Raw genomic sequence first — 18,135 nt, 5'->3', positions numbered from 1 at the left:
TTTTTTCAAAAAAGCCCCATTTGTCAATTTTTCTTTCAATCAATAGTATTGAATTGTTCTTCCTCCACTATCCATTGCAAATCCATGAATGTAATCTGCCGGATCTCCAGTGAGTTATTTTCACGGTACTCTTTTGCTGACTTGAAAAAATATTGGGGGGAACCTTCCTTTTCGTCATCATATAAAATGACGATCGCATCACATTTATGTAAAAACAACTGATCCCTGTTACGGAACTGGGCAGGACTTGTATATGGCTGTTTGGAAACACTATCTACAAAATCGGCCTGGGAGATGATCATTTCATAATATTCCTTATTCGTTTCACTCCATTTTTCTTCCTGATTCAAAAAAGGAGTCAAAACTGCGAGCTTTAAATCGGGATACTCCAACTGCAAATCGAAAACCACCTCTGCAGCCCATAATTCCGTCCCAATCTGTCCGCTGATCAATACCCATTCAAGTCCATCTTCAAGGAGGGATTCGAGCTGTTTTTGAATCGCTGCCTTAATGTACTTTAATGCGGGCTCATCTTCCTTAAAGATACCTAATTCAAATGATTTATACCCGGTTACAGCTGCAACTTTTCCCACCTCCAGACCTCCTTGCCAATAACTTTGTACTCTACACTATAATCAATTCAGAGAGCTTTGTAAAATAAAAAACAAGGACACTGTGTGCCCTTGTTTAAAGTCGCTATCTTCCCGGTCCAAACGGTCCTGGTCCGCCCATTGGTCCCATCGGCCCCATAGCGCCAGGACCTCCTTCTGGTCCAGGTCCCATAGCGGCGCCTGGTGCTGGTGTGATACGCTGTCCACCATCGATTGAGTTTGCGGGAAGTAATGCTTATGCTGATACATTTGATTATTTACGATCGTCGTATGCTGAGGATGAACATGAGGGACTTCATACGTTGAGTAGTTATTCACCTTACAGCATTTCGTTGGATGCATAACGGTCGGAAGAACTTGATTAGGTCTGCAATGCATACTAATTTCTCCTTTCATCATCTTTGTATCCTTACATTAACAGCCTATGATGAGAGGAGGGAACATGTACTAATGCAAACACCTATTTTTACAACGGAATGACTCACCTGGCATACTTCTTCTTATTTTCTACGAAAAACACAGCCGTTATAACACCCAGTAATAAATGATTAAAGGAACGTGTAAGAACCGTCTTTCATGCTCGAAAAGATGAAAGCGGTTAAACATATGACAACAAAAAACAGAAAAACCAAAGCTCTACTCATCAATTTTCATCCTATCCATCTTATAATTAGGAGCTGTTTTTGTTTTTCCTTACTGCTGTTCACAAAAGGATTGTTCTTGCAACCCCTGTATTCCCTATCCGATTAGAATACGCAAGCGAGGTCCGTGAAAATATCCCTGTGAATTTTCGCATTGTAATAATGGTCACAAAAAAGCTCCATAGAAATCTACTAAATTTCAACACAATTCAACATTTTACAAAAGTACAAAGGATTCCTCAATAAGAAATTAATGGATAAAGTGACAGACTTTTGTCAGCTGTTGTTCAATGTCTCTACTTAATCTTTTAAAAGGTAGGAAGATTTTCGAACCAATTATCCTTTTTGACAACTGGTTCTGAACTTTTATCGATTTTTCGACAACACTTAAAAAAGTTAGCGAATACTGCGGTTGCCCGGGAAATTTCCTTTATTTCGCTAATTTTCTTTCCAGGCGCTGTATTCTTTTCGCCACTTCTTTCAAGTACTTTTCGTTACTATTTGTTCTTTGTTCCATTCCCTCATATGCCTTTACACTAAACACCATGGCTCTTTCCAATTGTTTGAATTGATGTTCTGCAAGCTTTGCCAATTCGATGCATGCTTCTATTTTCAATTCCTCCGGACCAGTTTCGGAAACCTCGTTCCAATAATCATAGGCTTCTGTATATCTTTTCATCCGTTTATACTGAAATGCCAGGGAATGCTTCGCAGCCAAAGACTCTTCACCAGCAGTTTCTTTCACCAATCGTTCCATTCTGTCTATTGCCTGATCCTTATCTCCCAGATAATCAAACCACTTTCCGACAAGCAGTTTCTCGCCAGAGCTCTGAGATGAATCTATACCGAGAATTTGAAAACTAAGGTGAGTATACAGGACGACAAGTGAGAGGATATCCAATTCATTGTGCAAGAGTACCTTTAACATGCCTTCCGGATCTTTACGCTCAACGAAATCAAAGAAAATCATCGGGGCCAGGTAACCCGGCACGTCATCTATACGATGAAAATCGAGGATTTCTTTTTCAACATTACTTAATTTCACGGAATCCATTTTTGATTTCCACAGTCTTCGGCTGCCATGAAATAAATCGAAGTGCCCAAAAGAGGGAAGTTTTGGGACGTGTTCCCTGATTAAGGTATGCCTCGTTTTCACTTGCGGCCAGTCAAATGCTTTTCCGTTGTACGTGACAAGCGTATTATAGTCAACTTTCTCCAAAAAACTGTGGTAAAGAGGAATTTCACTGCCAGGCTGCGGCAGGATATGCTGCCTGAGCACAAGTTTATCTCCTGTTATCTTTGCATAACCGAGCAGAAAAATCGTATTCCCTGTCCCACCTCCTAGTCCGGTGGTCTCAGTATCAAAAAAGAAAAGGTCTTCTGAAGATAAGCCATTGGCAGACAAGGGGTGAATTCCATCAAACTGATTCCATGCCTCAACCGCTTCTTGGACTTGTCCAAGCCGGTACTTACCATGATAATCCGATAGATTGTATATCTTTTCACGGATCAGACAGTAATCCTCTTCCAAATAATAAGGTTGGACTCCATGAGCCGCCCATGTATCCATAAATGGAATTTCAATTGACTGAACTGGTTCCGGCTGTTTCGGCTCCTTCTCCATCTGATCCCTTACAATATGGCTTTTCATGCGATTTAACTTATTTTTTAGTGACATCTTCACCCCTCCTTCCCTTATTCCTGTGTTTCCAAGAACAAATCAAGCAGCTTTACCGCATCGTTTTTTGCATCCTCTGAAGAAATATCTGTCCCGATACAAGATGGGCATCCGCTTTCACAACGACAGCGCGTAATCATACGCTTAGCTTCCTGCAGGATTTCTCCCATTTGATCATAAACTTTTTCACTGAGGCCGACACCTCCAGGATAACGGTCATAAATAAAGATGGTCGGCCTTTCATTGTGTGCCGCTTTCACTTGAGGGACGACATAGACATCACTCGGGTCACACATAACGAATAACGGGACGATCGCCTTTAGGCTTTGCGCCAGACCAATCAATCCCTGCTCGATACGGTCAGTTGATAAGTTTATTTCCTTTTTTAAGGACACCCATGTGGAACTGGTATGCAATTCTTCTTCCGGCAGGTGTATCGGCCCGGACCCAATATTTTCATGAGTATCAAACTTTATCTTTTTAAAAATTGTAGCCATGGCTTGAACTGTGACATCCCCATAAGCTGTCTCCGATGCTTCACTGGCCATGGATTTGTCCTCCTCAAGTACCCGCAGTTGAACCGCCAGATTAGCATCCGTAAAGTAATCGACATCCACTTCCCTGACGAAGGCTTTTTTCTCTTCCCAGTCAAGTAATTCTACTTGATACTGAAAGCCCTGATGTAAATAGATCGCCTCGTCATGAAGGAGTGTCATGGCTGAAAATCTGTCCATTTCCCCTATGACCTTCACGTTCGCCACATCACTTTGATCAATGATAATGACGTTTTCCTGGGAAGCTGACCTTAAACTGATGTTACGAGCAGGGAATGAATCATTCATCCAATACCATTTTTCACCATTCTTATGAAGAACCCTTTCTTCTGCGAGGAAATCGAGAATATCCTCTATATCCAAACCACCAAATTGTTCTCCATCTGTAAAAGGCAATTCATAGGCTGCACACTTCAAGTGATCGATGAGAATAATAAGATTATCCGGATTGATCCTGGCAGTCTCAGGAGAATTTTCAAAGAAGTATTGAGGATTCTCTATGATGTACTGATCCAAAGGACTGGAACTCGCAACCATTATGACAAGCGCTTCATCCTGTCTCCTTCCAGCCCTTCCCGCCTGCTGCCAGGCACTTGCAATCGTGCCGGGATAACCGGTCATGACACATACCTGCAGCTGACCGATATCGACCCCAAGTTCAAGTGCATTGGTACTGACGACTCCATAAATCTCTCCATTGCGAAGGCCTTTTTCAATTTCCCTCCGTTGCGTCGGCAAATAGCCGCCCCGGTATCCTCGTATCGACTTCGGACCCAATTGCGACTTCACCAATTCCTGCAGATAGGTAAGAATGATTTCGACCCTAACCCTGCTTCTCGCAAAGACGATGGTTTGAATTTTATTTTTCAAAAGAGAACCGGCAATATCCCGGACTTCCAACGTGGCGCTTCTCCTGATGTTCAATGGCTTATTGACAATGGGTGGATTATAAAAAACAAAATGCTTCCTTCCGCTTGGTGCCCCATTATTATCAATCAAAGTCATTTCCTTTTCGGTAAGTCCTTCTGCCAGCTCTTGAGGGTTGGCAATCGTTGCAGATGTGCAGATAAAAATAGGGTCGCTTCCATAAAACTTGCAAATCCTTCTGAGCCTGCGGATGACATTGCTGACATGGCTGCCGAATACGCCCCGGTAAATATGAAGCTCATCGATGACAACGTACTTCAAATTTTCAAACAGTGACACCCACTTCGTATGATGAGGAAGGATCGCCGAGTGCAGCATATCAGGATTGGTGATAACGATATGTCCTGCCTTCCTTACTTTCTGGCGGATGTTGGCAGAAGTATCTCCATCGTATGTATAGCTATTGATCGCGGCATCCGCTTCGGCTATGATTTCATTGATTTCGCTCTTCTGATCCTGTGCCAGAGCTTTTGTAGGAAATATATAAAGGGCTCTCGTATTCTTATTTTCCAGTATCGACTGCAGGACCGGCAGATTGTAGCATAGCGTTTTACCTGAGGCCGTTGGGGTTACAGCTGTGAAACTCCTCCCGCTCATCGCTGTGTCAAATGCCGTTGCCTGGTGGGTATAAAGCTTTTCAATCCCCCGTTTTTGAAGAGCCCCCTTCAGTTTGGGATGGATCCGTTCCGGTAAATCCTTCACCTGTGCCTGTTTTTCTTCTATTGTATGCCAATGGACAATTTGCCCTTTATGTTCTGATTGATGCTGAAATTGATCGATCATCTCTTGCAGATTTCTTTTCCGAAGCATGCTTTTCACCTCTCTTCTTATTTTAGCGAATAAACGTTCGAATAAAAAGAGAAAAAAATGCCAGGTAATAATTGGCTTGGCCAACCCACCCGGCATTTTAGTCCTTACTTAAGATCTATGATGAATTTTTTTATTTCTAATGACAATTTTTCCGGTTCTTCATATATTCCCATATGCCCAGAGTCTTCAAGTACCACTTTCTTCACTTGGTCTCCGTCGACGATGAAGGTTTTTTCCTGCGGTACAATCGAATCTTTAGCTCCAGCCACAAGTAAGACTGGAATCCGGCTGTCCTGTACTACTGACCGTAGATCACCTCGGCTGCGCATGGCTTTTAAGGTTTCCTTGGCACCTGCGGGACTGGTGTTATAACCAATTTGTTTAGCATTATCGATGACATCTTCCAGTTCTTCAAGCCTCTCCTGATTAAACAGGTTGGGGACAAGTCCGTCTATGAAAGATTCCATCCCCTCTGAATCTATTTTCTTGATGGATTCCGTTCGTTTGTCTTTGCCATTTTCATCATCAGGCAGCGGGGTCGAGTGGATCAGTCCAAAGCCCTTGAGCTTATCCGGAAATCTCTCTGCGAAGGACAATGTCACATATCCTCCCAGCGAATGACCGAACATATAGACATCCTTCAACTGTTTTTGATCCATGAAGTAGTTGATATCATTTGCCATGTCCTCAATGGAATAACCGCCTTCAGGTATCCCGGATTCTCCATGTCCGCGAAGGTCTACGGCTATTACACGGAATTCATCCAATAAAGGCATGACCTTCTCCCAATATTCTGAACTTCCACAAAAACCATGTAAGAGAATGACCGTTTGCCCTTCACCATGATCTTTATAAGCAAGTTCATTTATTCCGACACGTTGAGTATCCATTGCTAACCCCACCCTTTTTCAGAATCTATTTTTTTATATTGCCCTTATCTAATCGCGCTAAACGTCCATGGACAATAACACACTTCTCCCCCGTCCCGAATAAAATGATTGGTGAAAACGGTCTGAAAGGAGACAAGTATGATGGATGGTAACCTGCCTGATAAAAAAAGACCCAAGTTTGGCGAGTTGATGGACTCATTCTTTCAAGAAAAACCCGTACGCGGAATCCTGGAAAGCATTGATGAATTTTTCTCATCACCATTTCCTTTCGGAGGCTTCCCAATTGATCTTAAAGAAACCAAGAATGACTACACCATTACTGTGAAACTTCCTGGAGTAAAAAAAGACCAAATCGATATCGACATCTTTCAAAACCATGTAACCATTTCAGTGCAGAATGAGGAAATTCTCACTTCGGAAGACAAAAAATCAAACGCCATCTTCCATAAGCAGCTGAAACAGCAGAACACCAGAACCATCCCGCTGCCCGGCATGGTCGATGAAAGAAAGGTAAAAGCGAATTACGAAGATGGATTACTGACCCTTAAACTCGGAAAGCTCAGGGGGAAAAAGGTTGAATTGTAAGGAGAAAAGCGGCAGCCGCTGATCAGCGATGCAGGGATTGAAAGCTTGCATGTGATAAAAGAATCACGAAGGACGATTGTGATTCGATGATTACTTATTGCAAGGACGGAGACCCAAATCCGCTAGGCGTTGTCCGGTGAAGCTGGACAATACAAAAGCGGCTTAGCCGAAAAAAGAGCATGCTGTCAGGGTGTCAAATGGAAATTTCATAAGACAAAAAAAGAGGAAATTCAGCCTACGGGTCTTATGAATGCTTCAAAAGACCATAAATAAGGTGAAATTGCTGTTAGGGTGTCTTATGAACGCCTTATAAGACAACATTTAACTTTATTCTTTTACCACGGCTCTTTTCCAGCCCTCTGGATAATTCTGAAGGCACAATCTAATCGAAACAGCCTTTATCAAATAGAAAAGCTCAGGATCGCCCTGAGCTTTTTTCTTAGTTTCTGTTGCTGCTATACCTTGAACATCCCGCCCAGCCCCTTGACCATCGAAGACACCTGGTTCATTGCATTCATCATTTGTCCTGCAGTGTTGACCATCTTGTTGAAGTCGAGGGAACCATCCTGTGATTTAAATGAATTCATAATTGTCCCCACACCGGATGCGGGAGGTTTAACCATAAAGCTTCCTTTAGGATAGGGGTTTGTCATGCCCTGGTATTCGTTATAGCTTCCTTGCTGTGGATAATAATTGGCTTCCTCAGGCTGCAGGGGGTTTTGAAAGTACTGATTATTGTAGGCTGGCTGCTGCTGTGGATATAAATTATAATTGCCTTGCTGATTTGGGTATCCCGAATATCCGTATGGAATTGGCGGAGCATAAGGCATCTGTTGTTGATACGGCTGCGGATTCATTCCTTGGTAATTCGTTTGGTATCCATTATAACGATGGACAAAGCTTCTTCTATTATAATTATGATACATTCCATTCATCCTCCTGACAAAGGAATCTCTGCTATAAAGTATGTTTCAGTCAGGAAAATGTGCAGGAGCCCTATCTCCCTACAAAAAAATGTCTTAACACCATTCGACATTCTGTATTTTTTGTCGGAAGTTCCATTTTTCTTACAACTTCGAATATAGGAAATTCATGTTAGTATAACCTTGTAAGGGGAAGCGGGGTATCCCGCAAAATACAAACGTAACTGGGGGAGGAATTTTTAATGAACTTAGAAGAAATTCAGCAATTATTTCATGAGAAATACCATTTTAAACCTGCCACACTGAATGAACTTTTAACTTTTACCCGAAAATGTTACATATTGAATGATATTTCCATCAATGAGTACAGGCAGCTCGTTAAAGAGATTGAAACCGCCTATCCAGTAACGGAATCTCCAACAGTTTCAAATTAGGGACTAATAAAGGGACAGGATCCTCGTGATTCCTGTCCCTTCCCTATTCATGTTTACTATTTGGTGTTAACCCTTTTTCCGATGTTACACAACTCCGCGGTGCACCAGTTGCTCTTTCTGGTTCACACCCTCAAGGGTTACAGCAAACAGAGTGCAGTGCTAGTTGCCGGAAAGCTGATCCAGCACCGTCTTCAACACATAATGCACGGACTGAGAATGACTGATGAACTTTTTGTAACTGGCTTTCGGAAAGAATGCTTGAATTGAAATCATTTCAAAGTTTTCCGCTGTATTGATAATTTGGCTTGGATGCAGATTTTTTGGCCTCTCGTCTTTCATCCATTGAAGGGCAATTTCTCGCCAAAGATCAATTTTCTCTTTAGCCTCATCAGCAAAAGGTTTGACCTCCTTGTAAAAATCACCTTCTTCTCCACGTTCTCTTGTCTCTTTATATATCCTTAAGATTTCTCCATTCATGTCCAGGATTTCCGAAGTTAATTGTTTAAGGTTATTCACCGTTCGCCCCTCCTTATCTTTATGTTTGCTATCTATTGCCGACGAAGACCCGGCTGATAGATCTCACCACCGAAAATTCACCGGGTAAATCTGTATATTTTTTCGGGAATCCACGGTTATGGGTCGGTAATACGTTTTCGATTCCACGGTGTTATCGGGCCAGTGAGATTCAAAATTCCACGAGATACCTGCCCAGTTAGTACCAAATAACAGAAACCCTAGCTTAAAGTTCCGTATTAAAAGGACATATATAGCGCTTCCTCAACTAAGATCAAAATTTGCGACCAGAAAAAAAAGCAGCTGGTCAGCTACTTCGATTATTTCTTCATTTTATGTGGTTTTATAGGATAATTCAAGATTATTCATCTGACGGGCTTTATCGAGAGGCGATTCTCCGTATAGGCTCATCTTCAGAAGGACTCTGGTCTCTGCTTTGGCATATTTTTTTTCAGCCTTGGCCACCTTTACTTTCCTTTCAGTGATCAAAGCATTTTTTTCTTCACAAACCTTTTCATTTATCTTCTCTTCCAGCTCATCCAGCTGCTTTTCAATATCGGTCAGTAACAAGAGCAGGTCATTTTTATTCACCATTGTAAAGCCTCCTCACATTTTGTTTATTAAAGTATTCTCCCTCTTTTTCCTGCTCCCTTCCTCGATGACAAAACTAGTACTCTTTCGGCAAAGAAAGTCTGAATAGTACATTCTGCTTACAGAATTTCGACAGAAAAACTGCATGAAAACAAGCTGAAATTAGAACAATATAAGCAGGAGGTGTTAAGGGATTATGGCTAAAAACGAAAGCAAAGAGCAAAGAATAAAAGAAGCAAAACGCAATGAAACAAAAGCTGGGCAAGGGAATCCGAAATTAGCAGGACCGGACCGTCCATCCACTTAATATAACAGTAGTTTAAGAAGTGCCGGCGAGCTCTCTTCCAGAGCTTCACCGGCACTATTTTTCATTCTTTACGAAAGAGTTCTTCTATCTTGATCAGTTTCTGCAGCTGTCTCTGTTTTTGAAAGTACCACTTCGTTAATTTCACTGGTTCTTTAAACTGTGAGCGCCTGAACCATTTTTCTTTCACCTTTCTCCTTTGTGACCAGTCCCCCAGGGGGGTGTGGATATGATGTTCTTTCACACCATAAACGGTCCTTAGAAGAGGTGTGCCAGTAAAAGGGGCATCCTTGCAGTAACGCTCATAATCTCTCCTTGACCCGGTAGGTTCAGTTGAGAGTGCAAACTCTTTAAAAAGAAAATACAAGTCCTCCTTAAACAGAATTTTGGAAAGTCTGTTCCCCAATGAAATTCTGCTGTCCAGCTTTCTGAAGTCACTTACACTTGCTCCATATAAGTTTCCTCCCTTCGTGGGAAAGACAACCGAGCTGAAATGAAAATGGTCCTCAAGAAAAAATAACTTGGTCTTAAACACCCTCCGTTTATACACCGGATGTTGTATGACTGGCTCCTCTATCACATTCTGCTCATTAATGATAAGAGACTGCATCAGCCTGTCCCTGTCTCCCTCCTCCCGGAACCGCTTCCATTCATTTTGCATAAAGTCAGACACAAAAAATTCACGTAATAAGTGAAACATTTCTTCATCCATTTCCGTCTTATAGTGATATATCAGCAACTGTGGGAAAACATCCTGAAAGATGAGCCAATTCGCCCTTTCATATGTCAGAAAGAGATCTTTCCGTGTTTCTTTATCAATGACCGCTGGAAACCATGCGCCTTTCAGATCACACATGTTCCACCCGGCATTCCGTGAGACCATCGAGGCTAAAAAAGACCATTTTATTTCCGGATGTAATAGGTAATACTTTTGGTAAGCCTTTGTTCTTGAGATATTATCCCGATTATACTGAAAGGTCTTTTCCCGAATGATGCTGATTAGATGTTCAGGAGTTTCAACATGGGAGGAATCGGGTAAAAACGGTTGAAAAAAGGATATTTTGTTCATATAAACCGCCTCGTTCGTCATTATAGGGTTATGTTAACGAGATATAGGCAATTTTATTCACCCATCTTCTTGACGTATCTGATATGATATAGATTAGTTTGTGAGGTGTGAATATGAACTTCCATTATCCAAATGGGAAAAAATTTATTCCTAAGACTTCCACAGCCGGTCCAAAAACCGCTGTAAAGAAAGTGTCCTACAGTAACCGGGGGATGACACTTGAGGAAGATATTAATGAAACAAACCAATATTACTTAGCTAACGGTATCGCAGTCATCCATAAGAAGCCGACACCTGTACAAATCGTCGATGTCCACTATCCCCAGCGAAGTGCTGCTGTCATTAAGGAGGCCTATTTTAAACAGCCTTCGACAACAGACTATAATGGGTTATATAAAGGCAGGTACATTGATTTTGAAGCAAAAGAAACGAAGAACAAATCCTCTTTTCCACTTCAAAATCTCCATACTCACCAAATCAATCATATGCAACAGGTGGATGTCCAGGATGGAATTGCTTTTATTTTGATCCGTTTTTCGTCAACAGAAGAAATATATTTTATGAAATTCAAAGAGCTTTTTAAATATTGGGAAAGAATGGAACAGGGCGGCCGGAAATCAATCAAGAAAGAAGAGATTGAGAAAGACGGGGTAAAGATCCCTCTGGGCTTACACCCGCGGATTGATTATCTTAAGACCGTTCATTCGTTATACTTTTGAAAACAGGATATCTACCGCTGCAGATTGCTATGTACTGCTTCCGCATTAGGTAGATGAGATGAAAGAGAGGAAACACATTATGGCTGGTCAATATAAATCCAGGGAAGAAAAACGCATGGCACAGCAAAAAGCTAAAGCCAAAGGAAAAGGCAGTGGAAAGAAAAAGTCCTTTTTCGCCAAGGCTATCATCAGTTTATTCATCATTGGAATCATCGGGATGCTTTCCGGTGCGGGACTGTTCGCTTATTATGCGAGCAAAGCTCCGGAATTAGACGAATCGCTCCTGAAAGATCCAATTGCATCAGAGATTTTTGACATGAATGGAGATCTGATAACAACCGTCGGGACCGAGAAAAGGGACTATGTGAACTATGAACAGATTCCCCCTCTAATGGAAGAAGCAATTCTTGCAACAGAGGATAACCGTTTTTACAAACATAATGGAATTGACTTGATCCGCCTCGGCGGTGCTGTTATTGCCAACGTGACAAACGGATTTGGTTCAGAAGGTGCCAGTACCCTGACACAGCAGGTCATCAAAGGTTCATTCCTTACTCCTGAAAAAACACTTGAGCGGAAAGCACAGGAAGCATGGCTTGCCGTTAAATTGGAGCAGGATTATACGAAACAGGAAATCTTTGAAATGTATTTCAACAAAGTTTATATGTCAGCTGGCATTAACGGGTTTGGTACAGCTGCAACATACTACTATGGTAAAGAATTGAAAGATCTTGAGCTTCATGAGGCAGCTCTGCTCGCAGGAATGCCGCAAAGCCCTAATAACTATAATCCTTTTGATTATCCGGAAAAAGCAGAAAAGAGAAGAAACATTGTTCTCAGCTTGATGCACCAGCACGGGAAAATCACTCAGGAGGAAATGGAACAGGCCCAAGCAGTCCCTGTTACTGAATCACTCGTATCAGAAGAAGCAAGAGAAGAAAGGGCTACCGACAAATATCAAGCCTTCATCGATGTAGTCATCGACGAAGTTGCCGAGCTCGGGGACTATAACCTTTTCACAGATGGCTTAAAGGTCTACACTACGGTGGACCCAAATGCACAGGAACGTGTCGAAGCCATCCTCGCAGGAGAAGCGATTGATTTTGCGTACCCTGAAAGGTTTGAGGAGTTAATGCAAGCCGGGATTACTCTCCTTGACACTCAAACTGGGGAAATAAGGGCGATCGGCGGCGGACGTAAATACGGTGAAGAAAGTAAGCGTGGATTCAACTTTGCTGTAGATCAAAAAAGACAGCCAGGTTCGACGATTAAACCGTTACTGGATTATGCACCAGGAATTGAATATGAAAAATGGTCAACCTACCATCAGTTCAAGGACGAACCATATGAGTATGATGACGGTGGAGAAGTTAATAACTGGGATGGAGCCTTTAAAGGCAATGTCTCTATGCGTCTGTCTTTGTGGGATTCTCGTAATGTCCCGGCAGTTAAAGCACTAAAAGAAGTTGGTATCGAAAGAGGAACTGAATTCATTGCAAATCTTGGTTTGAAATTTGATGAACCTCTTTACGAATCCGCTGCTATTGGAGGAACACCTGGAGTAAACAGTGTTCAGATGGCTGGAGCTTATGCAGCTTTTGGTAACGGAGGAGTTTATAATAAACCTCATTCAGTGACAAAAGTTATTTTAAGAGATGGCGAGACTGAAGTGAACGTTAATCCTGAACCTAAAACAGTTATGAAGGATTACACTGCCTATATGATTAATGATATGCTAAAAGACGTTCTCAACCCAGGAGCTACGGGTGTTTATGCAAATGTTCCCGGATTACCAATGGCCGGTAAATCAGGAACAACCAACTATGCTAAAGAATATAGGGCCAAACATGATATTTCTAAAAATGAAGCCCCTGACTCTTGGTTCGTAGGTTACACTACAAACTATACTGCTTCTGTTTGGACAGGGTACAAAGAAATTAAATACTCTTTAAACCCTAAAGAACGAAGAATCGCCCAATACATCGTAAAGGACATTATGAGCTACGTATCACAGGACATTGACACTCCAGACTTTAAGAAGCCTAAGAGTGTTGTTGAAGCCCCTGTTGAGAAAGGATCCAACCCAGCGCGTCTTCCAAGTGATTACACTCCTGAAGACGAGATCACTTATGAACTGTTTGTTCGCGGAACTGAACCAAGTCAGGTTTCTGAACAATATGACAAGCTGCCTGGGCCTGTCGGTCTGGAAGCTGAATTTGATGATGAAGAGAAAACAATCACTCTTACGTGGGATTATGAGGATGAAGAACTCAAACCTAGCTTTGAGGTAACCGGATCATTCAACGATGAAGAAGCAAAAGTGCTCTCAACCACTCCAGAAAAAGGTTTGATTGTCGAAAATATTGCTGCTGACGGCACCTATACATTCACTGTAACAGCTGTAGATGGAGAGCAGCGCAGTGACTCCGCAACAGTTACTGTTACGGTTCAGAATCAGGATGAACCTGAGGAAGATGAAGATTCAGAAGAAAACACTGAAGATGACGAGAACCAAGAAGGCAGCAATGAAGACGATGAAGACCAGGATGGCCAAGGTGACGGCGAAGGTAATGAAAATGAAGACGAAACAAATCCGCCTGCCGAAGAAAACACTGGTGAAGATGATGAAGGCAATGGCCAGGGTAATGGAAATAACACAGGTAATAATGCCCGAAACAACAATAGCAATAGTGAGGAATAATAAAAACAGCGCCTGACTTCATGTCAGACGCTGTTTTCCTATCTATGTTTATGAATCGCTTGATGCTTTGCATATTGTTTCATTTGCTCAATAAATAATTGATCCAATTGTTTGTAGGAATGAAATAATGCTGGCCGCACCAACACGAAATTCAATCTTTCTTCCGCATTGACCGGTTTTATCAACATATTTTGCAAATCATCTTCCCACTTTGCTGGATTTGCAGGCATTCCATTCGTCCAGAAAAGGTACATCACGAAATGGGCTATTGCCTTTTTCATTAAAGAGGCAATTTTTTCAGGGAATCTAGCAGAATACGCTTCATTCAATCTTTCCCGGAGCTCCAGCCATTCCGCTTCCGCATCTTTGATATACGACGTATTCTCCCATGGCGGCGAAGTTTCCAGACGCTTATTATAAAAGAGTATTTCATAAGAAAAGACGGGATTCAATGGATTCGGATTCAGGCTGTCTATTGCAACCTTTTCATCAACATCCGGATAGAACACAGGATGTTGTACTTGTCCAGGAATAGATAAGGAAATAATCTTCTCCATCTAGTTCTTCCTCTTCATACGTTTTTGGCCTTCCCTGCATAGATGAAGGAGAGGACAAATCTCACACTGTGGAGATTGAGCCTTGCAATGATACCTTCCAAAAAAGATCAATCTGTGATGGGTATCGGTCCATTTTTCCCGCGGTATCTTTCTCATCAACGTTTTTTCAACCTCTAACACACTGTCTTTCCAGCGGCAGATTCCCAGCCGTTTGCTTACCCTTTCAACATGGGTATCGACTGCCAGTGCAGGTTCTCCGAAGGCTACGGAAACGACTACATTCGCTGTTTTCCGTCCAACACCCGGCAGTTTCACAAGCTCGTCTCTCGATTGAGGTACTTCCCCGCCATACTCTTCCAATAGAAGTTCACAAAGGCTTCTGATGTTCTTTGCCTTATTTCTGTATAAGCCGATTGAACGGATATCCTGCTGCAGCTCTTCCAGACTGACGGAAAGATAGTCTTCCGGCGTCTTATATTTTTCAAAAAGCGTTTTTGTTACTTTATTGACCAAAACATCTGTACACTGTGCGGATAAGAGTACAGCGATAACCAGGTCAAACGGGTTTCGATGATTCAATTCACAATGGGCATCGGGAAACATTTGCTCCATTTCCGTCAGGCAATACTCAATTTGATTTTTATTCAACATATTTTTCACCACTACTATATATTTATATTAGGTATGTATTCCCTTAAATAGTCACTTTAAAAACAAGGAATGCCACCTTCTTCGTGACATCCCTTCTTTGCTGAATATTCTTGATGACATAAGATGTCATAATCCTTTTGCTATTGTTCCAGCCAGTTATAAAATGGTACTGTTTTCTTATCTGGTTGAGAGGTTTGTGGAGCAGATTGCGTTTTTTGATGCGGTCTGAAACGCTCTCCATGTTTCTTTGCCTGCTCAATAGTTTTGACTCCATTCTTTTTCCACTCAAACAAAATTCGGTCAATATAACGGAAATTCAGTTTTCCGGAAATCACAGCTTCCCGAAGTGCTGCTTTAATAATGACCGCATTATGTTCGTCCTGATCTACCCACATGGCAAGTGTTTCACATTCCAATGGGGAAAGCGGTCTGCTGAACTCTTGTTCAAACACAGTGTACAGGTCGGCTTCATCGATACGTGTTTTTTCCATGGTGTCCGATTTACTTTCAGATAAAACAAACTCTGCAAGTTTGGTCCAGAGCGGCTTTAATGAATACTTTTCATATAGAATTCCGCTTGTTGAATTCCCTTCTTCTATAGCAATGAACTGGTTCTGAACAAGCCTTCTGAGAATTGATGAACACTCTTCACTGGAAAAACTCATTTTGGAGGAAAGTTCTTCAGGAGTAGGAAAATCGTTGCCTTTTTCAATAAAAGAAAATACCTGGAGCAGCAATACAAATTCTGATTCACTTAAACCAAGCTTATGATAATTGGAAAGCAGCAGTTGAGGAATGCTTACAGTACCCTCTTCAACCCAGCTGACCATCAATTGTTTATAATCCATAATACGTCCACCTCTATAATAGTATATCATGATGAAAGAAACACTGAACATGGAAAAGACTACAAAGAAATTAAAAGCGCTGGCAAGGCCATGTTACAACCGCTTTACAGGTCTTGATTCTAAAAGCGGCTCAAAGCCGTCCTTTAAAGTCCGGCTATAGGACTTTAATTTTTATATTGACTTGCTAACGTCCTTTACAACCTCTTTAAAGGACTTTAGTCTCTAAAATAACTCATTTTCGTCCTTTAAAAGCCGGCTATAGGACTTTAATCTCTAAATTGACTTGCTAACGTCCTTTATAACCTCTTTAAAGGACTTTAGTCTCTAAAATAACTCATTTTCGTCCTTTAGAAGCCGGCTATAGGACTTTAATTTCTAAATTGACTCGCTAACGTCCTTTATAACCTCTTTAAAGGACGTTAGTCTCTAAAATAACTCATTAACGTCCTTTAAAAGCCGGCTATAGGACTTTAATTTCTAAATTGACTCGCTAACGTCCTTTATAACCTCTTTAAAGGACGTTAGTCTCTAAAATAACTCATTAACGTCCTTTAAAAGCCGGCTATAGGACTTTAATTTCTAAATTGACTCGCTAACGTCCTTTATAATCTCTTTAAAGGACTCTAGTCTCTAAAACAACTCATTTTCGTCCTTTAAAAGCCGGCTATAGGACTTTAATTTCTAAATTGACTCGCTAACGTCCTTTATTAACCTCTTTAAAGTGCATTAATCTGCAAACAACTCATCAATGTCCTTTAAACCCAGGATAAGGTCTCTAATTTTACAAATGGTTCCCTAACGTTCTCTACAGCCCGCTTAAAGGACTATAATTTCATAAGGATTAAGTTATTCATCCATTACACCGGGGCGGCCTAAATCACGGCTCCTCCCCCCTCCACAGCCGACCTAGAGAATTACAATTAATTTCAAGCAGCCGGAAGCTGACTTAAAGCATTCAAGATAAAAACGACTGCCTTGAATCAATCACAAGACAGTCGTTTTTTATTAAAGCATTAAGGATATAGACGGTTTAATAATCTTGGGAATGGAATGGTTTCGCGTACGTGTTCCACACCGCTGATCCATGCCACTGTTCTTTCTAATCCAAGGCCGAATCCGGAGTGAGGCACAGAACCGTATTTACGCAGTTCAAGATACCATTTGTAAGCTTCTGGATCAAGATCATGCTCCTCGATTCGCTGGCTCAGGATTTCATGATCATGCAGACGTTCAGAACCACCTATGATTTCTCCATATCCCTCTGGCGCGATTAAGTCAGCACACAGTACAACGTCCTCACGATTTGGATCTGGCTGCATGTAGAATGGCTTCAATGACGTTGGGTAATGAGTGATGAAGACTGGTTTGTCATAGCTTTCTGCAATAGCAGTCTCATGAGGAGCACCAAAATCGTCTCCCCACTCGATATCATCGAACCCTTTTTCCTTCAAGAACTTGACAGCTTCATCATATGTGATACGCGGAAAAGGAGCCTTGATATTTTCCAGCTTGGATGTATCGCGTCCGAGTCTCTCCAAGTCGAGTTTACAATTTTCAAGCACAGATTGAACAACATGAGAAACATACTCTTCCTGTACTTTAAGGCTGTCTTCATGCTCGTAAAATGCCATCTCAGGCTCAATCATCCAGAATTCGATAAGATGACGTCGTGTTTTTGACTTTTCTGCACGGAATGTCGGTCCGAAAGAGAATACTTTTCCTAATGCCATCGCGGCAGCTTCCATATACAGCTGGCCACTTTGGGAAAGGTAAGCATCTTCTTCGAAATATTTCGTATGGAAAAGCTCTGAAGTTCCTTCTGGAGCACTTCCTGTCAGGATTGGCGGGTCCACTTTAACGAAGCCTTCTTTATTGAAGAATTCATACGTCGCACGGATGATTTCGTTTCTCACCTTCATCACTGCATGCTGACGACGTGAACGAAGCCACAAATGACGGTTGTCCATCAAGAATTCTGTTCCATGTTCTTTGGGTGTAATTGGATAGTCCACAGACTCATGGATGACTTCGATGTCTTTTACCTGCATCTCATAGCCAAACGGAGAACGGCTGTCTTCCTGTATGACACCTGTCACATATAAAGATGTTTCTTGAGTAATCGATTTCGC

At 41.7% G+C, this 18,135-nt stretch carries 17 protein-coding genes; 4 read left to right on the top strand and 13 right to left on the bottom strand.

Annotation, left to right across the window (positions count from 1 at the left end; genetic code table 11):
* Window positions 1-35 precede the first annotated feature (35 nt).
* The 5 genes from BSG1_RS15815 to BSG1_RS15795 all read right to left on the bottom strand — a co-directional run bounded on the left by BSG1_RS15815 (window position 36) and on the right by BSG1_RS15795 (window position 6,111).
* Window positions 36-593 carry a DUF1273 domain-containing protein gene (locus BSG1_RS15815; RefSeq protein ID WP_006838151.1) on the bottom strand — a complete coding sequence of 186 codons (558 nt, stop codon included), beginning with the start codon at window positions 591-593 and terminating at the stop codon, window positions 36-38.
* A 42-nt stretch (window positions 594-635) separates the two neighbouring features.
* Entirely contained in the window at window positions 636-989 is a 354-nt protein-coding gene (locus tag BSG1_RS21600) for a spore coat protein (protein ID WP_156791506.1), read from the bottom strand.
* Between the two features lie 693 nt (window positions 990-1,682).
* On the bottom strand, window positions 1,683-2,930 hold the full coding sequence (locus BSG1_RS15805; protein WP_044023022.1) for a ribonuclease H-like domain-containing protein: 1,248 nt from the start codon (window positions 2,928-2,930) through the stop codon (window positions 1,683-1,685).
* Between the two features lie 17 nt (window positions 2,931-2,947).
* A complete protein-coding gene (locus tag BSG1_RS15800; RefSeq protein ID WP_044023021.1) occupies window positions 2,948-5,221 on the bottom strand; it encodes a DEAD/DEAH box helicase in 2,274 nt (757 codons plus the stop codon).
* Between the two features lie 104 nt (window positions 5,222-5,325).
* Complete coding sequence (locus BSG1_RS15795; protein WP_006838147.1) at window positions 5,326-6,111, bottom strand: alpha/beta fold hydrolase; 786 nt, start codon at window positions 6,109-6,111, stop codon at window positions 5,326-5,328.
* A 141-nt stretch (window positions 6,112-6,252) separates the two neighbouring features.
* On the opposite strand from BSG1_RS15795, the gene BSG1_RS15790 reads away from it, so the two are divergent.
* A complete protein-coding gene (locus tag BSG1_RS15790; RefSeq protein WP_198008247.1) occupies window positions 6,253-6,696 on the top strand; it encodes an Hsp20/alpha crystallin family protein in 444 nt (147 codons plus the stop codon).
* Window positions 6,697-7,151: 455 nt separating this feature from the next.
* On the opposite strand, the gene BSG1_RS21420 is transcribed toward BSG1_RS15790, so the two are convergent.
* Complete coding sequence (locus BSG1_RS21420; RefSeq protein ID WP_052302404.1) at window positions 7,152-7,622, bottom strand: YppG family protein; 471 nt, start codon at window positions 7,620-7,622, stop codon at window positions 7,152-7,154.
* A 239-nt stretch (window positions 7,623-7,861) separates the two neighbouring features.
* On the opposite strand from BSG1_RS21420, the gene yppF reads away from it, so the two are divergent.
* Complete coding sequence (gene yppF, locus BSG1_RS15780; protein ID WP_006838143.1) at window positions 7,862-8,053, top strand: YppF family protein; 192 nt, start codon at window positions 7,862-7,864, stop codon at window positions 8,051-8,053.
* 159 nt (window positions 8,054-8,212) lie between these two features.
* Here the strand turns inward: yppF and BSG1_RS15775 are convergent, their stop codons facing one another.
* The 3 genes from BSG1_RS15775 to BSG1_RS15765 form a co-directional block, all read right to left on the bottom strand.
* Window positions 8,213-8,569: a YppE family protein gene (locus BSG1_RS15775; RefSeq protein WP_006838142.1), complete on the bottom strand. Its 357-nt coding sequence runs from the start codon at window positions 8,567-8,569 to the stop codon at window positions 8,213-8,215.
* Between the two features lie 330 nt (window positions 8,570-8,899).
* On the bottom strand, window positions 8,900-9,160 hold the full coding sequence (locus BSG1_RS15770; protein WP_006838141.1) for a hypothetical protein: 261 nt from the start codon (window positions 9,158-9,160) through the stop codon (window positions 8,900-8,902).
* A 365-nt stretch (window positions 9,161-9,525) separates the two neighbouring features.
* Complete coding sequence (locus BSG1_RS15765) at window positions 9,526-10,530, bottom strand: DUF2515 family protein (RefSeq protein WP_044023020.1); 1,005 nt, start codon at window positions 10,528-10,530, stop codon at window positions 9,526-9,528.
* 113 nt (window positions 10,531-10,643) lie between these two features.
* On the opposite strand from BSG1_RS15765, the gene recU reads away from it, so the two are divergent.
* Window positions 10,644-11,249, top strand: coding sequence for a Holliday junction resolvase RecU (gene recU, locus BSG1_RS15760; protein WP_006838137.1), 606 nt, complete (start codon window positions 10,644-10,646; stop codon window positions 11,247-11,249).
* Between the two features lie 79 nt (window positions 11,250-11,328).
* A complete protein-coding gene (locus BSG1_RS15755; protein ID WP_044023019.1) occupies window positions 11,329-13,950 on the top strand; it encodes a PBP1A family penicillin-binding protein in 2,622 nt (873 codons plus the stop codon).
* A gap of 38 nt (window positions 13,951-13,988) precedes the next feature.
* Here BSG1_RS15755 and BSG1_RS19910 read toward each other — a convergent pair whose 3' ends face one another.
* The 4 genes from BSG1_RS19910 to asnS form a co-directional block, all read right to left on the bottom strand.
* A complete protein-coding gene (locus BSG1_RS19910) occupies window positions 13,989-14,507 on the bottom strand; it encodes a YpoC family protein (protein WP_006838135.1) in 519 nt (172 codons plus the stop codon).
* Window positions 14,508-15,158, bottom strand: coding sequence for an endonuclease III (nth, locus tag BSG1_RS15745; protein ID WP_006838134.1), 651 nt, complete (start codon window positions 15,156-15,158; stop codon window positions 14,508-14,510).
* Between the two features lie 140 nt (window positions 15,159-15,298).
* Complete coding sequence (locus tag BSG1_RS15740; protein ID WP_006838133.1) at window positions 15,299-16,006, bottom strand: DnaD domain-containing protein; 708 nt, start codon at window positions 16,004-16,006, stop codon at window positions 15,299-15,301.
* A 1,013-nt stretch (window positions 16,007-17,019) separates the two neighbouring features.
* The coding region (asnS, locus tag BSG1_RS15735) for an asparagine--tRNA ligase (RefSeq protein ID WP_006838131.1) at window positions 17,020-18,135 on the bottom strand (1,116 nt) is incomplete at its 5' end.

It is taken from the genome of Bacillus sp. SG-1 (genome assembly GCF_000181495.1).
Classification (GTDB): Bacteria; Bacillota; Bacilli; order Bacillales; family Bacillaceae_B; genus Rossellomorea.
This window is presented reverse-complemented; position numbering and strand designations above follow the sequence as displayed.

What these genes read in the sequence shown, in the direction of transcription:
- BSG1_RS15740 (WP_006838133.1), bottom strand. Translation starts at nt 16,006, where the DNA reads ATGGATTATAAACAATTGATGGTCAGCTGGGTTGAAGAGGGTACTGTA.
- BSG1_RS21420 (WP_052302404.1), bottom strand. Translation starts at nt 7,622, where the DNA reads ATGTATCATAATTATAATAGAAGAAGCTTTGTCCATCGTTATAATGGA.
- BSG1_RS15765 (WP_044023020.1), bottom strand. Translation starts at nt 10,530, where the DNA reads ATGAACAAAATATCCTTTTTTCAACCGTTTTTACCCGATTCCTCCCAT.
- BSG1_RS15800 (WP_044023021.1), bottom strand. Translation starts at nt 5,221, where the DNA reads ATGCTTCGGAAAAGAAATCTGCAAGAGATGATCGATCAATTTCAGCAT.
- BSG1_RS15755 (WP_044023019.1), top strand. Translation starts at nt 11,329, where the DNA reads ATGGCTGGTCAATATAAATCCAGGGAAGAAAAACGCATGGCACAGCAA.
- BSG1_RS15770 (WP_006838141.1), bottom strand. Translation starts at nt 9,160, where the DNA reads ATGGTGAATAAAAATGACCTGCTCTTGTTACTGACCGATATTGAAAAG.
- nth (WP_006838134.1), bottom strand. Translation starts at nt 15,158, where the DNA reads ATGTTGAATAAAAATCAAATTGAGTATTGCCTGACGGAAATGGAGCAA.
- BSG1_RS19910 (WP_006838135.1), bottom strand. Translation starts at nt 14,507, where the DNA reads ATGGAGAAGATTATTTCCTTATCTATTCCTGGACAAGTACAACATCCT.
- yppF (WP_006838143.1), top strand. Translation starts at nt 7,862, where the DNA reads ATGAACTTAGAAGAAATTCAGCAATTATTTCATGAGAAATACCATTTT.
- BSG1_RS21600 (WP_156791506.1), bottom strand. Translation starts at nt 989, where the DNA reads ATGCATTGCAGACCTAATCAAGTTCTTCCGACCGTTATGCATCCAACG.
- BSG1_RS15795 (WP_006838147.1), bottom strand. Translation starts at nt 6,111, where the DNA reads ATGGATACTCAACGTGTCGGAATAAATGAACTTGCTTATAAAGATCAT.
- BSG1_RS15805 (WP_044023022.1), bottom strand. Translation starts at nt 2,930, where the DNA reads ATGTCACTAAAAAATAAGTTAAATCGCATGAAAAGCCATATTGTAAGG.
- recU (WP_006838137.1), top strand. Translation starts at nt 10,644, where the DNA reads ATGAACTTCCATTATCCAAATGGGAAAAAATTTATTCCTAAGACTTCC.
- BSG1_RS15790 (WP_198008247.1), top strand. Translation starts at nt 6,253, where the DNA reads ATGGATGGTAACCTGCCTGATAAAAAAAGACCCAAGTTTGGCGAGTTG.